The following is a 16450-nucleotide window of genomic DNA, read 5'->3' on the forward strand; positions in this document are numbered from 1 at the left end:
ATGAACGACGTACAACAACTGGGCGAAATGCTTCGTCACTATGCCGAGAGTGAAGCGCACAAGAAGCAATTGTTCGAAACGCAGTCACAGGCGTGGGCCAGCCGCATCACCGAGCTGTTCGGCCAGATCCAGCAATGGCTGGAACCGGTGCAGGCACCGAACCTGCTGGAGGTGAGCCGCGAGGCTTACGTCGCATTCGGGCCGAGCACGCCGGTGGAAACCTCGACCTTCAAGACTGAAAAACTGAGCATCGTGATTGCCGGCAAACCGGTGGAATTCGTGCCGGACGTGATGGGCAGCGCCGGGCAGATTTCCCTGGCGGTGATGGGGCTGACGGCGGCGCGCTACGGCAGTATTTCGCTGGTCGGGCTGCCGAACGGCGAGTGGCAATGGCGCAAGACCAATGGCTTGAAGGATCCGGACACCTTCGTGTTTGATGCGGATTTTCTCGCACAGCAGTTGCAGAGCCTGATCCCGCGCGATCGCAGCTGATATCAGGGCTTCACCCATTTCCCATTGTGGGAGCGGGCTTGCTCGCGAAGGCGGCAGCCCATTCGACATTGATGGCGACTGATAGACCGCTTTCTCGAGCAAGCCCGCTCCCACAGGGGATTGAGGGTGATCCTACATATCGAGGTTGATCCAGCCCGGTTTCGCCTCTTCCGGCGCCACGGCTTTCACGGTTTTACCGGTGGCCAACTCAACCCGCCGTGCCACCTCCGGATCATCAGCAAACGGCACCATGCTCGCATCGTCGAGGCTCTCTGAAGTCTGATGGCGCAGGCAGTACTCCACCGCCAGCCACAGAAACACCACCCCCAGCACATTCAAGAAAATATCCATCCTCTGCGGCTCCCTGCCTCAGGCGATCTGCGCCTGGCTGCGTGCCAGCGCCACGTCGGCGACCCGCACCGTGCGCCAGACGTTGTAGGCCATCAGCAGCATGCCGCTGAGGAAGAACACCCCGCCGGCAAAGCGCACGATGAACCCCGGATGACTGGCCTGCAGCGCCTCGACAAACGAATAGGTCAGCGTGCCGTCCTCGTTGATCGCCCGCCACATCAGGCCCTGAGTGATGCCGTTGACCCACATCGACGCGATGTACAACACGGTGCCGATGGTCGCCAGCCAGAAGTGCAGGTTGATCAGCGGCGTGCTGTACATCTGCTCGCGGCCAAAGACTTTCGGCACCATGTGATACGTCGCGCCGAAGGTGATCATCGCCACCCAGCCCAAGGCCCCGGCGTGAACGTGGCCGATGGTCCAGTCGGTGTAGTGGGACAGGGCGTTGACCGTTTTGATCGCCATCATCGGGCCTTCGAAGGTCGACATGCCGTAGAACGCCAGCGACAGCACCAGGAAGCGCAAAATCGGGTCGGTGCGCAACTTATGCCAGGCACCCGACAAGGTCATCATGCCGTTGATCATCCCGCCCCAGCTCGGCGCCAGCAGGATCAGCGACATCGCCATGCCCAGCGACTGCGCCCAATCCGGCAGCGCGGTGTAGTGCAAGTGGTGCGGGCCGGCCCAGATGTACAGGGTGATCAGCGCCCAGAAATGCACGATCGACAACCGATACGAATACACCGGGCGGTTGACCTGTTTCGGCACGAAGTAATACATCATTCCGAGAAAGCCGGTGGTCAGGAAGAAACCCACCGCGTTATGCCCGTACCACCACTGCACCATGGCATCGGTGGCCCCGGAATACACCGGATAGGATTTGAACCAGTCCACCGGGATCGACAGGTGATTGACCACGTGCAGCATGGCGATCACCAGAATGAACGCGCCGAAGAACCAGTTGCCGACGTAGATGTGTTTGGTCTTGCGCTGCACCACGGTGGTGAAAAACACGATGGCGTACGCGACCCAGACCACCGCCATCCACACCGCGCCGGAGAATTCGATCTCGGCGTATTCCTTGGTGGTGGTGTAGCCCAGCGGCAGGGTGATCAGCATGATCACGATCACCGATTGCCAGCCCCAGAAGGTGAAGGCCGCGAGCTTGTCCGAATACAGGCGCACCTGGCAGGTGCGCTGCACCGCGTAGTAACTGGCGGCGAATTGCGCGCTGCCGGCGAAACCGAAAATTACCAGGCTGGTGTGCAATGGCCGCAAGCGGCCGAAGGTGGTCCAGGGCAGGTCGAGGTTCATGTCCGGCCATACCAGTTGCGAGGCGATCCATACCCCCATCGCCATGCCGACGACACCCCAGAAAACCGTCGCGATAACGAATTGGCGGACGACCTTGTAGTTATAAGCCTGTCCGATTGTTGCTGTGCTCATGGTCAGTTCATCCACGGTTGCAAAGTCTTGCCAGGCCACCCTGGTCTGGCACGAGCTGCACTGTAGGAACACCACTGGAAACAAAACAGGCTCAGGAATCTTTCATTTGTACGGATCAGATTGAAGTGCTGCCTGCGGCGTTCTGCCGCGCCCTGATATGGTTTTTATCGTTTCAGGTGAATCTGTTGCGTGCTGCGCTGCTCGTCCATAGTCGGGGAAAATCTGTAGGAGTGAGCCTGCTCGCGATTGCGGTGTGTCAGTCAACAAAGCAGTTGCCTGACACACCGCAATCGCGAGCAGGCTCACTCCTACAGGAATTGCGCACAATTCTGATGGGGTAGCCGCTGCATGTATCAATACGATGATTACGACCGCGCACTGGTGTTCGAGCGCGTTGCGCAGTTTCGCGATCAGGTCGAGCGCTTCATGGCCGGAGAGTTGAGCGAGGAGGAGTTCCTGCCGCTGCGCCTGCAAAACGGCCTCTACCTGCAGAAGCACGCGTACATGCTGCGGGTGGCGATTCCCTACGGGACATTGAGTGCCGAACAGATGCGTACGCTGGCGAGCATCGCCGCCGATTACGATCGCGGCTACGGCCACTTCACCACGCGGCAAAACCTGCAATTCAACTGGATCGAACTGGCGCAGGTGCCGGACATCCTTGAACGCCTGGCGCAGGTCAACATGCACGCGATCCAGACCTCCGGCAACTGCGTGCGCAACATCACCACCGAAGCCTTCGCCGGGGTCGCGGCGGACGAGTTGATCGACCCGCGCCCGTTGGCAGAAATCCTCCGCCAATGGTCGACGATCAACCCGGAATTCCTCTTCCTGCCACGCAAGTTCAAGATCGCCATCTGCTCGGCGAAGCAGGACCGTGCGGCGATCATGATGCATGACATCGGCCTGTATCTTTATCCGGGGCGAGACGGGCAGATGCTGCTGCGGGTGATCGTCGGCGGCGGGTTGGGGCGCACGCCGATCCTCGGTCTGCAGATTCGCGAAGGCTTGCCGTGGCAGCATCTGCTGTCCTACGTCGAAGCGATCCTGCGGGTCTACAACCGCCATGGCCGGCGCGACAACAAGTACAAGGCGCGGATCAAGATTCTGGTCAAGGCGCTGGGCATCGAGGCATTCGCCAAAGAGGTCGAGGAAGAATGGCAGCACCTCAAGGACGGCCCGGCGCAGCTGACCGAGGCTGAATACGAGCGGGTCGCCAGTGCCTTCGTGCCGCCGATCTATCACACCCTGGCCGATACCGATCTGGATTTCGGCACGCATCTGGCTGAAAGCCCGGCGTTCGCCCGCTGGGTCGCGCGCAACGTGCAGCCGCACAAGAAACCGGGTTACACCAGCGTAGTGCTGTCGACCAAACCGGGTCTGAGTGCACCACCGGGTGATGTCACCGGCCAGCAGATGCTCGCGGTGGCCGACTGGTCGGAGCAATTCGGTTTTGGCGAGATTCGCATTGCCCATGAGCAAAATATCGTCCTGCCCGACGTAAAAAAGTCTGACCTGTATGAGCTCTGGCAACTGGCCTGTGAGCACAATCTGGGCAGCGCCAACGTCGGCCTGCTGACCGACATCATCTCCTGCCCAGGCGGCGATTTCTGTGCGCTGGCCAACGCCAAGTCGATCCCGATTGCCCAGGCGATTCAGGCGCGTTTCGACAACCTCGACTACCTGCACGACCTGGGCGACATCAGCCTGAACATCTCCGGCTGCATGAACGCCTGCGGCCACCACCACATCGGCAATATCGGCATTCTCGGCGTCGATAAAAACGGCAGCGAGTGGTACCAGATCACCCTCGGCGGCGCGCAGGGTAAGCACAGCGCACTGGGCAAGGTCATCGGCCCGTCGTTTAGCGCGACCGAAGTGCCACAGGTGATCGAGCGGATCATCGGTACGTTTGTGCGTTATCGCGAAAGCGAGGAGTTGTTTGTCGACACCGTGGCGCGCATTGGCCTGGAGCCGTTCAAGGAACGGGTCTACCCGAAAGCGCTGGAGGTATCGGCATGAACAATCTGCTGCGCCTGGAGCAGGGTGTCGCACGCCTGATCGAGGACGATCCATGGACGCTGGTTCGCGAGCCGGAGCAGGGCAGGCCGCAAGGGTTGCTGATCCTGCCGCTGGCGCACTGGCTGCAATCGCCCTCGACCCACGCGGTGTGGCTGGGGCCGGACGATGAAGTTGAAAGCGTGGTGCCGTGGCTGGCCTCGCTGCCGCTGATTGCCCTGGACTTTCCGAGCTTTCGTGACGGTCGCGCCTACAGTCAGGCGTATCTGCTGCGTAGCCGGTTTGGCTGGGCTGGCGAGTTGCGCGCGATTGGCGATGTGTTGCGCGATCAGCTCAGCCATATGCGTCAGTGCGGGTTCGACAGTTTTGCGGTACGCGAGGACAAATCGGCCGAAGATGCCCTGAAGGGACTGGCCGGCATGAGCGTGCTGTACGGCCGCTCGGTGATCGAGCCGCGGCCGTTGTTCCGCAGACGCTGAATATCCATTGCTTGATAGATACTTTGTGGTGAGGGGATAAATCCCCTCACCACAATTGTCTAGCGGCCCCTTCTATACAGGGGAAACCCTTACATCCCGCACCATTCCCGGATTTTTCCTTGGGTCGATGCTGGCCTTTTGGTAGAGTCCCCGTCGCCAGCGGGTTTTCGGCTGGACGACGGAACGAAGAAGGGAGTCTGGGTAGTGAGTGCGGGCAAAAAGATTTTGGGCCTCACGGCGTTGCTGTTGATGCTGACGCTGTGGGCCAGTTACTTCTATGTGTTCAAGGAAAACCGTGACGGCCAGTTGGGCGGTGCCGGTGAAAGCACCGCGTGGTGCGGCGCGCCGCCATCCACTGAAGCGGCGCTGTTGGGCAAGGATCAACTGACCTTGCGCGTCACCAACAACCTGCGCGGCGAGTTCATGCTCAGTGGCTCGCTGGTGGTCTCCGAACGCACCTTCAACCGCTACGACCTGGGCCGCAACGAACTGCGTCTGCGGCTGGAACCGTTGCAGTGGTCGTACGGCGTGACGCCGATCTTCCTCGAACAGGTCAAGATTCAGCCGCTGAGCCGCAACCTCGCCTCACCGACCAAAAGCGCCTACGCCGAGCTTGAACCTCGCCCGATCGGCGTGCAGGGCCAAGTCACCGAATTCCCCTTCGACACCTATCGCTACGGCTACAAACCGGTGCTGTATTACCTCAAGGGCAGCGAGCGCATCGACCTGCGCTTCAAGAACATCACCACGCTGATGGAGATGTCCAACACCTTCACGCCGATTCAGAAATACAACCGCGTCGAGTACATCAACGAGAAGAACTCGATGATCCGCGACGAGGATTACAAGGCCTACGGCCCGCACGAATGCGCGTTCAGCGTCGAGCGCAAAGGCTCGTTCAAGGTCGTGGTGCTGTTGTTCCTGCTGGTGCTGTGCCTGCCGCTGTTGCACGTGTTCTATCGTGACGAGCCGGGGATCGATTTCCTCGCCACGCTGGTGACGATTGCCGTGGTGCGGGTGCTGCTGGTGGGGCCGGTGCAGGACTTCCAGCTGTACAACATCGACTTCCTGTTCGGCGCGGCGATTCTGCTGGTGGGCTCGGTATCGCTGATCAAGGCGATGCGCGCCAACAGCCGGCGCGAGATGGCGTTGAAGAGCGGGGCGACGTCGTCCTGGTAACACTCAGTGTTTGAGACCAATCACTGACCCTGTGGGAGCGGGCTTGCTCGCGAATGCGGTACATCAGTCACCCTTGATGTTGGCTGAGAGAATGCATTCGCGAGCAAGCCCGCTCCCACAAGGGATCAGCGCTCACTTCAGCGCCGGATCCCCCATGTTCATCTTCTTCCAGCCCTGCAACAGCACCTGCGCTTTCGGCTCCTGGCCGTTCTCCAGGTAGTACTGGATCAGCGACAGCCGTGCATTGCGGTTCGCCGGTTGCACCTTGAGCAAACGCTCCAGCTCAGCACACGCCTCGCTCACCTTGCCGCTGTCGTGCAACGCCACCGCCAGCACGTAACCGTACTGCGCGTTCTGCGGCTCCAGTTGCGCGGCTTTGTGCAGCGCGGTCATGGCTTCGGCAGTCTTGCCGGCGCGGATCAAGGACAGGCCACGGGTGTGCTGCAACAACGCAGCCTCCGGGTGCGCCTTGAGGCTGTCGTCCAGCAGGCTCTGCGCTTCCTGACCTCGGCCATTGGCCTCCAGCCATTGCACCAGCGTCACCAGTGCCGGGTAGAAATCCGGATCGCGTTTGAGTGCCGTGCGCAGCAACCCTTCGACTTCGGATGCGCGGCCACTGGCCTGATACAACATCGCCAGGTTCAGGTTGGCCTCGGCCCGTTCCGCGAGACTGTTCTGCACCGCCTCATACTCGGCAATCGCCGCGTCCCAATTGTCCTGCGCGGCGCCGAGGCCGCTGTTGCGCGCGACGCTGAGCAGATCCCGCGCCGCGACGATGCGTACGGCTTTCACTGGATCGCCGAGCAGCGGCGTCAGCAACGACGCGCGCTCGGCGGGCGGCAGGAAGGCACTGATCGCCCGCACTGCGCTTTCGCGAACCTGCGGCGCCGGATTCTGCAGATCCCGGGTCGCCAGTTTCAGCGATTGATCGCTTGGGTACAGCGGCAGTTCGGCGAGTAACGTCGCACGCTGAATCGCCGGCAGATCGCTGCGCTGCAATTGCTCATGCAAGGCGTCCGCCGCACCGGGCTGGCCGTTGCGGATCAGCCACAGGCTCTCGTCATAGCGTGGTGCCTGCGGTGTCGAGGCGGAGGCATTCCACAACTTGAACTGTGCGCTGACCTTGTCACCGGCCTTGCCCTGATGGCAGCTGAGACACGCATCGGGCGTACCGAGTTTTTGCGCGCGTTCCGGGTTGGGGATGCTGAAGCTGTGGTCATGGCGCCAGTCGTTGCCCATGTAGAACTTGCCGGGCATGTGGCAATCCACGCACTGCGAGCCGGGCTGGCCCGGGGTGTGGCGGGTGTGTTCGATGGAATCGTAGTTCTTCGCTTGCAGGCCCTTGCCGTCGACGCCAGCGACCGAAGTCTTGCCCGCCGTGTTGTGGCATTGCAGACACACGGCATTGCCCGGCGCCTTGAGTTCAGTGCTGTGCGGATTGTGGCAGTTACTGCAGCGCACACCCTTGTCGAACATCTTGCTTTGCAGGAACGAGCCGTGTTCGAACACTTCATCCTTGATCTTGCCGTCCAGCGCATACAGTTCGCGGGTGAGGGTGCTCGGCAGGTAGTCGTCCATCAAGCGCTTGCCGACGGTGTAGCCATCGCCCAGCGGCGCCCGGCGCGCATGGCAGCGGGCACAGGTTTCGATCTCGACGCTGGCGTTGTTGTCCTTGAGGTCGACGACGAAACCCTTGTGGATCAGGTCGTCTTTTTTCTGCGCCCATTGCAGGTGATTCGAGGCCGGACCGTGGCAGGCCTGACAGCCGACGCCAAGGCTGTTCCACTGGCTGTTGAACGTGTTGCTGGCCGCATCGAAATTGCGCTTGAAGCCGGTGGTGTGGCACTCGGCGCACATGAAGTTGGCGTTCTGACTGGGCTTGCTCCAGTGCAGCGGATTCTTGAAGTTCACGCCTTGGCCGGGGTAGAGGTGAAACCAGCGGTGTTTCTCGGTATCCCACGCCACGCCGAGCGCCTGTAAACGGCCTTCGCCGACCTCGATCAGGTATTGCTGCAACGGGGCGATGCCGAAGGTGTAGGCGACCTTGAAATCGGCGTTCTTGCCATCGATGCCCGGCGTATTGACCCAGAACTCGTCACCCTTGCGTGAGAAACGGGTGGTCTCGTTTTCGGCCTTGAAGGTGACGTTGTTGAAGTCGCCAAGCATGGTTTCGCCATTTGCGGCCTGCATCGCCAATTGGTGATGCGAGCCTTGCCAGTCCTTGACCTGCTCGGTGTGACAGCCCTGGCATTGTTGCTCATCGACCATGGTCGCGGGCTTCTGCGCCACAGGTTGCGGTCTGGCGACGACAGGCGCCGCCGCGCTGATCGGCGGTGCCGTGTACGGCGCGGGCGCGGGGCTGAACAGAAACCAGCCAATCCCCGCCACTGCGGCCAGCAGCACGCCGATGGTGAGGGGGAACAGGTAACGTGAAAGGGGCTGTCGGGATGAATCAGGATCAGGCTGTACGACTTTATTTTTATGCTTGGGCATTACGACTTCCGTGGTCAGATGCATTGGCCTGCTGGCATGCGTTCAAGCTCGATGCAGCTTTGCCGGATGAGTCGCTGTCTGTCAAATGGCGGTTGTGATCAACTGCGCAACCACGTGTGAATCTTCAATGTTTGCAGGGCAAATACGCGGGCATTGGCTATAACTGTAACTCCCCCAAGCAATTTCTTCGGCTTTCTGACAGGAGTTACAGCATGAAGCTTGCACTGATGATGAGCACCCTCTGCATCGCCACGCTTGGAGTGGCGGGGTGTTCGAGTAAGGTTGTCGAGCCTGACCAGTACTCCGGATTTCTCAAGGACTACAGCCAGCTCCGGGAAGCCAGATCACCGTCCGGTGCCGAGGTAATGCGTTGGGTCGATCCGAAGCTCGACATCAACCGGTTTACCAGCGTCTACGTCGAGCCGACCCAGCTCTATCCCAAGCCGCAGGCGACGGTGAAGATTCCGCAACAGACCCTCAACGGCATCACCAGCTACTACGATCAAGCGCTAAAGCGCGAAATCAGCAAGTCCTTGCCATTGGCCAACGGCCCTGGCCCCGGTGTAATCGTGGTACGTGCGGCGATTACTGCCGTGAGCAGCAAGACCGAAGGCCTCAAACCGTATGAAATCATCCCGGTTGCGCTGGTTGCGGCAGCGGTCAGCACGGCCAGCGGTATCCGCGATCAGGAAACCACACTCGCCACCGAAGCGGTGTTTCTCGACGGCGGCAGCAATAAGGTTGTGGCCCAGGTTGTGCGCAAGGGCACTGGCAAACCATTGGCAAACGACACTCAGGTAATGAAAGCCGATGACGTCAAAGCGGTGATCGATGGCTGGGCGGCGGACATGCATCAGTCCTATCTCAAGCTCAAGTCGAAGTAAGATCCGCCAGCGGGATCGTTCAGGGCGAACGATCCCGTGCGTGTTTCATCAGAACTCGGCTCGGGCCTGGCGGTTGTAATGACTGAGCAGACCGTCGTAACTCCGGTTGACTGCGTGGAAGTCGTCGCTCAGTTGCTGCGGTGGTGCGTGGTCCTGCCAGTCCTTGTGCAGTGTGTTCAACGCCGCCAGATAGCGGGTCGCTGGCTCGCCGATGTGGAACCACAGATCCCGCGCCGCGTCCGTCTTCGTCCTGAACGCGTTGTTTTGCGAGACGAGGAAGGGTGCCCGACGATCCCAGGCCTGCTGCAGCTTTGCCGTGGTGTCGGCCAGCAATTGTGGCGTCAGTGTGCGGTTTCTCATGCCTTCATCGAGCAAGTCGATAGTTTCTCGGGCCTGGATCATGTATGCCAGTAAATACCAATGGATATCCTTGCCCAGACGCGCTTCCATCCGTTTCAACTGTTCGGGGCGTTGCGCGGCGTCCAGTGGCAGCAAGGCTTCTCTCAGGGCCGTTGACGCCTTGATGTAACCGCTCGCAGCGGACTCGATGAATGCAGATTCGACAATGATGGCCGCCGGGTTTTGCGACCCGGTCGAAAAGCTGGCTTCCCTGTAAATCCGGCCGACCGGAATCACCGTCGCGAGTGTATTCAGCGAGCGAGCGTATTCAGTTGCCTTTTGCGCCAATTCGGGCTGGTAGGCCAGTAATTGGAGTTTTTCGGCGAGGCCTTGAGAGCAGACGTCGCGCTGTATGTCACGCACATTCAACGCATCACTGTCGTCGAAATCCTTGAGGCCAAGCATCCATTGCTGGTTGTGAGGCTGAGGCGGCTGGGGATTTTTGTAACGGTCGTAAGCCACTCGCCATTGCACGTCGACCCGGTTGACGCAGCTGATGAGCGGGCTCAGGGCATTGGCCTGGGCGGTGATCGGCGCATCGCGTCCATCCAGCCAGAGGTCGAGTTGTGAGAAGGGCCGACTGGCCCCCATCAATCCCATCACGACAACGGCGATCACCAGACCAATGGGGAACAACAAGTTCGCGTTTTTCACGGTCGCGCCTCCTTGCCGTACCACTGCTCAACGGTGGCCGGTGCGTTGCATTCGGTGGTGGTCGCCGGCATACGGCTGCACGAACGTTCAGTCCAGGGTTGCAACCCCTGATTACGGTTGACCGTGCCTTGGCTGGCGATCACGTTGATGACACCCAGCACAACGACCAGAACCACTATCCCCAGACTCGTCAGGCAGATTTTCAGAATTGGGCTGCTCTGCTCCCAGGAGACCTGCGGTTTGACCTGGCGCCGCCGTACCAGCCCGAAAACTGCGAGGGTTGCGGTGTATACAACGCCAGCGATCGGACCGAAAAGCCAACTGAGTCCGGCTGCCATCAGCGCACAGGGAATGAGGTCGCGCAGAACTCCGAACGGCGGCGAGTCGGAGCGCAAGCCCAGGCGAAGGCGTGCACTGAGCCGGTCATCCAGTAACCACCAGCGATGGGCCAGGTCATGCACCAGCCAATTGAGCCCGGCTGCGATCACGGCAAATACGACCGTCGTGATCATGACAATGTTGATCAGCCCGCTGACGCGCAGGCCCTGCGGGATGAAGTGGGTAAAAGAGCCGATCAGACAAGCCAGCACGACACCCACGTATGTCGGCCAATCGTTGAAACTCAATTCCCAGTCGCGCCAGAAGAACGCGGTGCCACCGGGCATCTCCGCCCAGACCTGTGGGTTATTGGCGTACAGCGCCGAGCTCAACTTACGGCACTGCGCCCAGTCTTCTTCGCGCAGGCGTCGGGCCAGAGCGCGACGTTGATTGAAGGGGCCGTTGCCCAGGAGCATGCGCGCGGCGCGGTGTTCAGGCGTGGCGAGCGGTGCCTCGGCAAGCTGGCGCTGCCGCGCGAGAAAAATCGGCGCTTCATGACGGGCGAGCAGGCGCGTCCATTCACTCTCGGGGCAACGGTTGGTTGGGCCTGGGTGCCAGCCCTGGCCGGCGCATACCTGTTCGAAAAGGTTTGAGGACCAGTAACGGCTATCCAGCAGCAATTGACTGAGGAGCAGGTTGAGCCATTGCCGGTGCACTTCTGCTTCGAGCCACAGGTACTGCGTGCGAGACTTGTACGCCTGCAGAAAATCTTCGTCGTCCTCTAGTTCAAGGGCGTCACGCAGGGGGCGAGCGATACGCTCGCGCTGCTGAGCGAGCAAAAGCGTGATCGATTCCTCGTCCAGTTCAAGGCGCTGCCAGGCACTGAACCAGTGAAATGTGGGAATCGCCCAGTCCACCAGAGATTCCGATGTATCGGGATGCTCGATGCAGTGCTGCAGGACAGTGTCTTCGAGGATATGCGCGCAACCCTGTTGAACGGCCATCGCATGACGCCGGACCAGTTCGTCGAGGCTGATGCCCGCCAGCGAACGCGTCACCTGCTGCAACGCGTCGACTTCTACTACCGTCAGACCGGTAAGGTCCCAGTTGCCGTCGTCATCCTGCTGGTCGTCGTTGAACTGTGCCCATTCTTTGTAGTTGAGGGCCTGCTCATACGCGTCACGCAGGCGCTGAAAACCTTCGGCGTCGTCGTCCGGACGGGTCTTTTTGAGAGGGGCAGCGTATTGGCGTTTGATACTGCGCGTATCGGCGTCGGGCGTCAGGCCCAGGACGGTCCAGCAACTCATTGCGTATACAACTCCATGAAAACCTGCGACGCGATCCAGTGATGGCAATTTGATTTTGCGCACCCTACCTGTTTCGCGTCGAAAAGTCCTCAGCCGTTGCTCATTTGCCGACGAACCAGCGGAAGTAAGGATTGCCACCGTCGCTCTGCATCACTTCGCTCATGTCCCGCCCCCAGGCATCGCGGTCGCCGTTGTACGCATGCAGGCTCGCGCGGTAGAACTGCAGCAGACGCTGGCGGTGGGTCTCCATTCGCTCAGTGAACCCGGTATCGGCATTCACCAGTGGCGGCGGCACATACAGATCCAGCAGCGCCGGCAGCACCCGGGTGATTTCCTTGCTGCGCACCCACGGCGCGTATTCGATTCGGGGCTGATCGTCAGTCACCGCCGGCGCGTTTACCGCAAAGCGTTCAAGGCCTGCGCGGTCGGTGACCCAGGTCGCGAGCAACGCTGGTGCCGAGCCAATCCCGACATCCTGCAAGGTGCTGCGTACGCTGGCCTGCTGGAAGCGCTCGGTGATTTTCGCCGCGTCCAGTTGCATCGGCTGCAGCGAACCGACCAGCAGCATCTCGTGGAACTCACTGGTCCACAGCGAGGCATACGGGAACACGTCGAGGAAGCTGCGTACCAGTGCGCGCGAATCGTCGATGTTCTGGGTCGGCAGCGGCAGCCACTGCGCGACGATGCCTTGTTGCTCCAGGCGACTGGCCGCTAGTTGATAGAAATCCCGCGAGTACAGATTGACCACACCGGCCGCCGATGGCGGTGGCGGTTCGAGGGTGATCAGGTCGTAGGTCTGCGGGCTGCGCAACAGTTCCTGACGACCATCGCGCAGGCGCACCTCGACGCCGGGATCGTTGGCAGCGTTGAAGTTGCCCTTGAACAGAGGCGCGGCCTTGACCACCGATGGCAGCAGTTCGGCGACCACCCGCTGTTCCAGGCCCGGATAGCGCAGCAGGGCGCCGGCGGTGATCCCGGTGCCGAAGCCGATCACCAGCGTCGAGCGCGGCTCGCCGTTATGGATCAGCAGTGGCAGCAGCGCCTGGATGCGCATGTAGCGCAGCGACGGCATGGCGTCGCCGGTGTTGGACACGCCTTGAATGTACAGGCGGTGGAAGCTGTTCTCACCACGGCCCTGAGCGACCACCGCCACGGTGCCGCCACGGCCTTCCTCGTAGAACACCAGCGTGCCGTTACGCGCACCGGGCAGCAGACTGGCGAGTTTGTCCACTGGCGTCAGCACGGCGAGCACGACCGACAGCAGCCCCAGCGCGACCACGGCCTGACGCCGGCCTTTTTTGACGTGATGACCCTTGCGGACGGCCACGTAGCCGATGCCGGCCGCGATGATCGCCAGCAAGCCCAGCGTGCGCACCAGCCCCAGCAGCGGGATCAGCAGAAAACCGCAGAACATCACCCCGACAATCCCGCCCAGGGTGTTGAACGCAACCACGGCCCCGACATCGCGGCCGACCCGCTCACGACCGACACTCAAGCGCAGCGCCAGTGGAAACGCCGCGCCGAGCAACAGCGTCGGCACAAACACGATGCTCAGCGCCGCCACTGCGAAACGTGCGCTCATACCGGCCAGTTCGCTGGCGCCCAAGGCCAGCAGCCAGCTCTCGGCCTGACTCTGGGCCAACACCAGCCAGCGCCCGAGCAGGGCAATTTCCAGCAAGGCGATCAGCCCGGCACCGGCAATCAACAGACCGAACACGCCCCATGGATCGCGAATGCGCTCGACGCGGCGGGCGAGCAGGGCGCTGCCGATGAACAGCCCGGTCAGGTACGTCGCGAGCACCACGGCAAATGCGTAGGTGCGGGTGCTCATGAACTGCACGATCGACTGCGACCAGACCACTTCATACCCCAGCGCCACGCCGCCGGCGATGGCGTACAGCCACAGTGCGGTGCGGTCCGCGGCTTTCTCGGTGTGATGTTTGACCGCAGCCGCAATCGGCGTCGGCTGTTGACGCTGCCACCACAGCGCACCGGCCGCGGCCAGCAGATTGAGCATTGCGGCAAACAGCGCACTGCCGCGCACGCCGAGGGTGGCGATCAGCACGAACGCGGCGAGCAGGGTGCCGACAATTGCGCCCAGGGTGTTGGCCGCATACAGCTGACCGCCGGCCCTGCCCGGATCAGCCGCCAGCGAGCGCACCAACACCGGGAGCGTGCCGCCCATCAACACCGCCGGAATCCCTACCAGCGTAAACGGCAAGCACCAGGCGAGAAGGCCGATATGACCTTGCAACCAGGCAAACGGGCTCGCCGCCAGGCTCATCGCAACCGTGGCGCCAACCCCGAGTATCGCCACCAACACTTCCAGCCCGGCGTAGAGCAGCACCGGTTGCTGAAAGCGATCAGCCCAGCGCCCGAACAGCCAGCCGCCAATGGCCAGCCCGGCAAAAAACGCGCTGATGCCGGTGGTGATGGCATAGACCTCGACGCCGACCACCAGCGACAACTGCTTGATCCACAGCACCTGATACACCAGCGCGGCGGCGCCGGAGATGCACAACAGCAGGGCGGGGATCAGCAGCGCCGGGGTGGCGGCTTGAGTGGTGGGTATGGCCGACGGCTTGCTGGCGATACGTGAGGACATGCGGATTGCCTTATTTCAATTCAGAAATTGCGGTGATGGTGCTGGCCTTTTCGCGAGCAGGCTCGCTCCCACAGGGGATTTGTGTTGGACGCAAGTCCAGTGTGGGAGCGAGCCTGCTCGCGAATGGGCCGATACGATCCCAGATTGGAAACAGGGCCGCCCGCCAATGAGGGCGGGTGGCAGTTCAACGGTCTTACTGTGCAGCCGGTGCCGCTTTCATTTTCTCTTCAATCTTCGCGTCCACCGCAGCACGAATCTGGTCGATGCTGAAGCTCGCCGGTTTCTGGCTCGGCGGATACTCGATGAAGGTCTGCAGGAAGCGTGCTGCCTTGGTTGTCGCAACGGCGACCAGATAAACGTTTTTGGTCGACCAGTCGTAGTATTGATCGGAAACCACGTCAGCCCGCTCGTACGGGTCCATTCTCAGGTTGAAGATCTTGGGCACGCGCAAGGGCGTGAACGGGTTGCTCCAGACTGCAAAACCACCCGGCGCTCGCTGCTCGGCGAAAACGGCCTTCCAGTTGCCAAAGCGCATTGAAACCAGCATGCCGTCGTCGTTGAAGTAGTAGAACTCCTTACGCTCACCGTTGGGTTGCTGGCCGGTCAGGTAGGGCAACTGGTTGTAACCGTCCAGATGCACTTTGAAGTTGTTGCCTCCGGAGGTCGGCGCCCAGCCCTTGAGCAGCTTGTCTTTCACCTCGGTGTCACCGGCAGCAGCGAGCAAAGTCGGGAACCAGTCCAGGCCCGAGAACATCTCGTTGGAGACTTCCCCCGGCTTGATTTTGCCCGGCCAGCGAATCATCGCCGGTACACGGTAGGCGCCTTCCCAGTTGGAGTTCTTCTCGTTACGGAACGGCGTGGTCGCCGCGTCCGGCCAGGAGAACTGATTCGGACCATTGTCGGTGGTGTAGACCACGATCGTGTTGTCGGCGATTTTCAGGTCGTCGAGGGTCTTGAGCAGTTTGCCGACATCTCCGTCGTGTTCCAGCATGCCGTCGGCGTATTCGTTGCCGGGCATGCCGCTCTGGCCCTTCATCGAGTCACGCACGTGGGTGAACAGGTGCATGCGCGTGGTGTTCATCCAGACGAAGAACGGCTTGTCGGCCTTGGCCTGTTTCTCGATGAACGCTTGCGCGGCAGCGGTGGTTTCGTCGTCGATGGTTTCCATGCGCTTGGTGGTCAGCGCGCCGGTGTCCTCGATCTTGCCGTCGGCGAAACTGTGGATTACGCCCCGTGGCGAGTTGGCTTTGACAAAGTCCGGGTCATCCTTGGGCCAGTAGGGGCGTTCGGGTTCTTCTTCGGCGTTAAGGTGATAAAGGTTGCCGAAGAATTCGTCGAAACCATGGTTGGTCGGCAGGTATTCATCTTTGTCCCCAAGGTGGTTCTTACCGAACTGGCCGGTGGCGTATCCCTGAGACTTGAGCGCCTGAGCGATGGTGATATCGCGCTTTTGCAGGCCCACCGTCGCTCCTGGCGCGCCGACTTTCGACAGGCCGGTACGCAGCGGCGTCTGGCCGGTGATGAACGAGGATCGTCCGGCGGTGCAGCTGTTCTCCGCGTAATAGTCGGTGAACATCATGCCTTCTTTGGCAATCCGGTCGATGTTCGGGGTCTTGTAGCCCACCACGCCCATGGAGTAGGCGCTGATGTTGGTCTGGCCGATATCGTCGCCGAAGATCACCAGAATGTTGGGTTTCTCAGCCGCTGTGGCAGTTGCCGACAGCGCCATCACCGAGGTTGCCACCAGGGCGAGTTTCGGTAGCCACTTGCGTATGCGAGTCATCTGACTTGCTCCTTATCGCGGGGGTCGTTGTTGCGACTTAC

At 61.1% G+C, this 16450-nt stretch carries 12 protein-coding genes; 5 read left to right on the forward strand and 7 right to left on the reverse strand.

Translation table 11 applies throughout. The features are described 5' to 3' along the window. Complete coding sequence (locus AC3WMV_RS21110) at positions 1-492, forward strand: hypothetical protein (RefSeq protein WP_096797627.1); 492 nt, start codon at positions 1-3, stop codon at positions 490-492. A 132-nt stretch (positions 493-624) separates the two neighbouring features. Here the strand turns inward: AC3WMV_RS21110 and AC3WMV_RS21115 are convergent, their stop codons facing one another. Further along, positions 625-843 (reverse strand): CcoQ/FixQ family Cbb3-type cytochrome c oxidase assembly chaperone, encoded by a 219-nt coding sequence (locus tag AC3WMV_RS21115; RefSeq protein WP_096797626.1) that lies wholly within the window; start codon positions 841-843, stop codon positions 625-627. An 18-nt stretch (positions 844-861) separates the two neighbouring features. Continuing rightward, positions 862-2289 (reverse strand): cytochrome-c oxidase, cbb3-type subunit I, encoded by a 1428-nt coding sequence (ccoN, locus tag AC3WMV_RS21120; RefSeq protein ID WP_047294666.1) that lies wholly within the window; start codon positions 2287-2289, stop codon positions 862-864. A 348-nt stretch (positions 2290-2637) separates the two neighbouring features. On the opposite strand from ccoN, the gene AC3WMV_RS21125 reads away from it, so the two are divergent. The 3 genes from AC3WMV_RS21125 (at position 2638) to AC3WMV_RS21135 (ending at position 5966) form a co-directional block, all read left to right on the forward strand. After that, positions 2638-4311 (forward strand): nitrite/sulfite reductase, encoded by a 1674-nt coding sequence (locus tag AC3WMV_RS21125; protein ID WP_103367477.1) that lies wholly within the window; start codon positions 2638-2640, stop codon positions 4309-4311. Next, positions 4308-4787: a DUF934 domain-containing protein gene (locus AC3WMV_RS21130; RefSeq protein WP_096797324.1), complete on the forward strand. Its 480-nt coding sequence runs from the start codon at positions 4308-4310 to the stop codon at positions 4785-4787. Before AC3WMV_RS21125 ends, AC3WMV_RS21130 begins: the two co-directional genes overlap by 4 nt. Before the next feature lie 204 nt (positions 4788-4991). Next, positions 4992-5966, forward strand: a complete 975-nt coding sequence (locus AC3WMV_RS21135) for a hypothetical protein (protein WP_103367476.1) — start codon at positions 4992-4994, stop codon at positions 5964-5966. Positions 5967-6098: 132 nt separating this feature from the next. Here AC3WMV_RS21135 and AC3WMV_RS21140 read toward each other — a convergent pair whose 3' ends face one another. After that, complete coding sequence (locus AC3WMV_RS21140) at positions 6099-8459, reverse strand: tetratricopeptide repeat protein (RefSeq protein WP_207264420.1); 2361 nt, start codon at positions 8457-8459, stop codon at positions 6099-6101. A gap of 212 nt (positions 8460-8671) precedes the next feature. Between AC3WMV_RS21140 and AC3WMV_RS21145 the strand changes: the two genes are divergently transcribed. Continuing rightward, on the forward strand, positions 8672-9343 hold the full coding sequence (locus AC3WMV_RS21145; protein ID WP_103367474.1) for a DUF3313 domain-containing protein: 672 nt from the start codon (positions 8672-8674) through the stop codon (positions 9341-9343). A gap of 48 nt (positions 9344-9391) precedes the next feature. On the opposite strand, the gene AC3WMV_RS21150 is transcribed toward AC3WMV_RS21145, so the two are convergent. From AC3WMV_RS21150 to AC3WMV_RS21165, 4 genes are all read right to left on the reverse strand, one after another. Further along, a complete protein-coding gene (locus tag AC3WMV_RS21150) occupies positions 9392-10396 on the reverse strand; it encodes a DUF3829 domain-containing protein (protein ID WP_256584871.1) in 1005 nt (334 codons plus the stop codon). Next, positions 10393-12021 carry a J domain-containing protein gene (locus AC3WMV_RS21155; RefSeq protein ID WP_103367473.1) on the reverse strand — a complete coding sequence of 543 codons (1629 nt, stop codon included), beginning with the start codon at positions 12019-12021 and terminating at the stop codon, positions 10393-10395. The genes AC3WMV_RS21150 and AC3WMV_RS21155 overlap by 4 nt, the downstream gene beginning before the upstream one ends. A gap of 100 nt (positions 12022-12121) precedes the next feature. Next, on the reverse strand, positions 12122-14626 hold the full coding sequence (locus AC3WMV_RS21160; protein WP_103367472.1) for a fused MFS/spermidine synthase: 2505 nt from the start codon (positions 14624-14626) through the stop codon (positions 12122-12124). Positions 14627-14819: 193 nt separating this feature from the next. Next, on the reverse strand, positions 14820-16409 hold the full coding sequence (locus tag AC3WMV_RS21165) for an arylsulfatase (protein ID WP_096797328.1): 1590 nt from the start codon (positions 16407-16409) through the stop codon (positions 14820-14822). Between the last annotated feature and the right edge of the window lie 41 nt (positions 16410-16450).

This window comes from Pseudomonas sp. FW305-3-2-15-E-TSA4 (genome assembly GCF_058787295.1).

Coding starts and splice junctions, on each gene's coding strand:
- AC3WMV_RS21165 (WP_096797328.1), bottom strand. CDS start 16,409: ATGACTCGCATACGCAAGTGGCTACCGAAACTCGCCCTGGTGGCAACC.
- AC3WMV_RS21110 (WP_096797627.1), top strand. CDS start 1: ATGAACGACGTACAACAACTGGGCGAAATGCTTCGTCACTATGCCGAG.
- ccoN (WP_047294666.1), bottom strand. CDS start 2,289: ATGAGCACAGCAACAATCGGACAGGCTTATAACTACAAGGTCGTCCGC.
- AC3WMV_RS21155 (WP_103367473.1), bottom strand. CDS start 12,021: ATGAGTTGCTGGACCGTCCTGGGCCTGACGCCCGACGCCGATACGCGC.
- AC3WMV_RS21140 (WP_207264420.1), bottom strand. CDS start 8,459: ATGCCCAAGCATAAAAATAAAGTCGTACAGCCTGATCCTGATTCATCC.
- AC3WMV_RS21160 (WP_103367472.1), bottom strand. CDS start 14,626: ATGTCCTCACGTATCGCCAGCAAGCCGTCGGCCATACCCACCACTCAA.
- AC3WMV_RS21115 (WP_096797626.1), bottom strand. CDS start 843: ATGGATATTTTCTTGAATGTGCTGGGGGTGGTGTTTCTGTGGCTGGCG.
- AC3WMV_RS21145 (WP_103367474.1), top strand. CDS start 8,672: ATGAAGCTTGCACTGATGATGAGCACCCTCTGCATCGCCACGCTTGGA.
- AC3WMV_RS21130 (WP_096797324.1), top strand. CDS start 4,308: ATGAACAATCTGCTGCGCCTGGAGCAGGGTGTCGCACGCCTGATCGAG.
- AC3WMV_RS21125 (WP_103367477.1), top strand. CDS start 2,638: ATGTATCAATACGATGATTACGACCGCGCACTGGTGTTCGAGCGCGTT.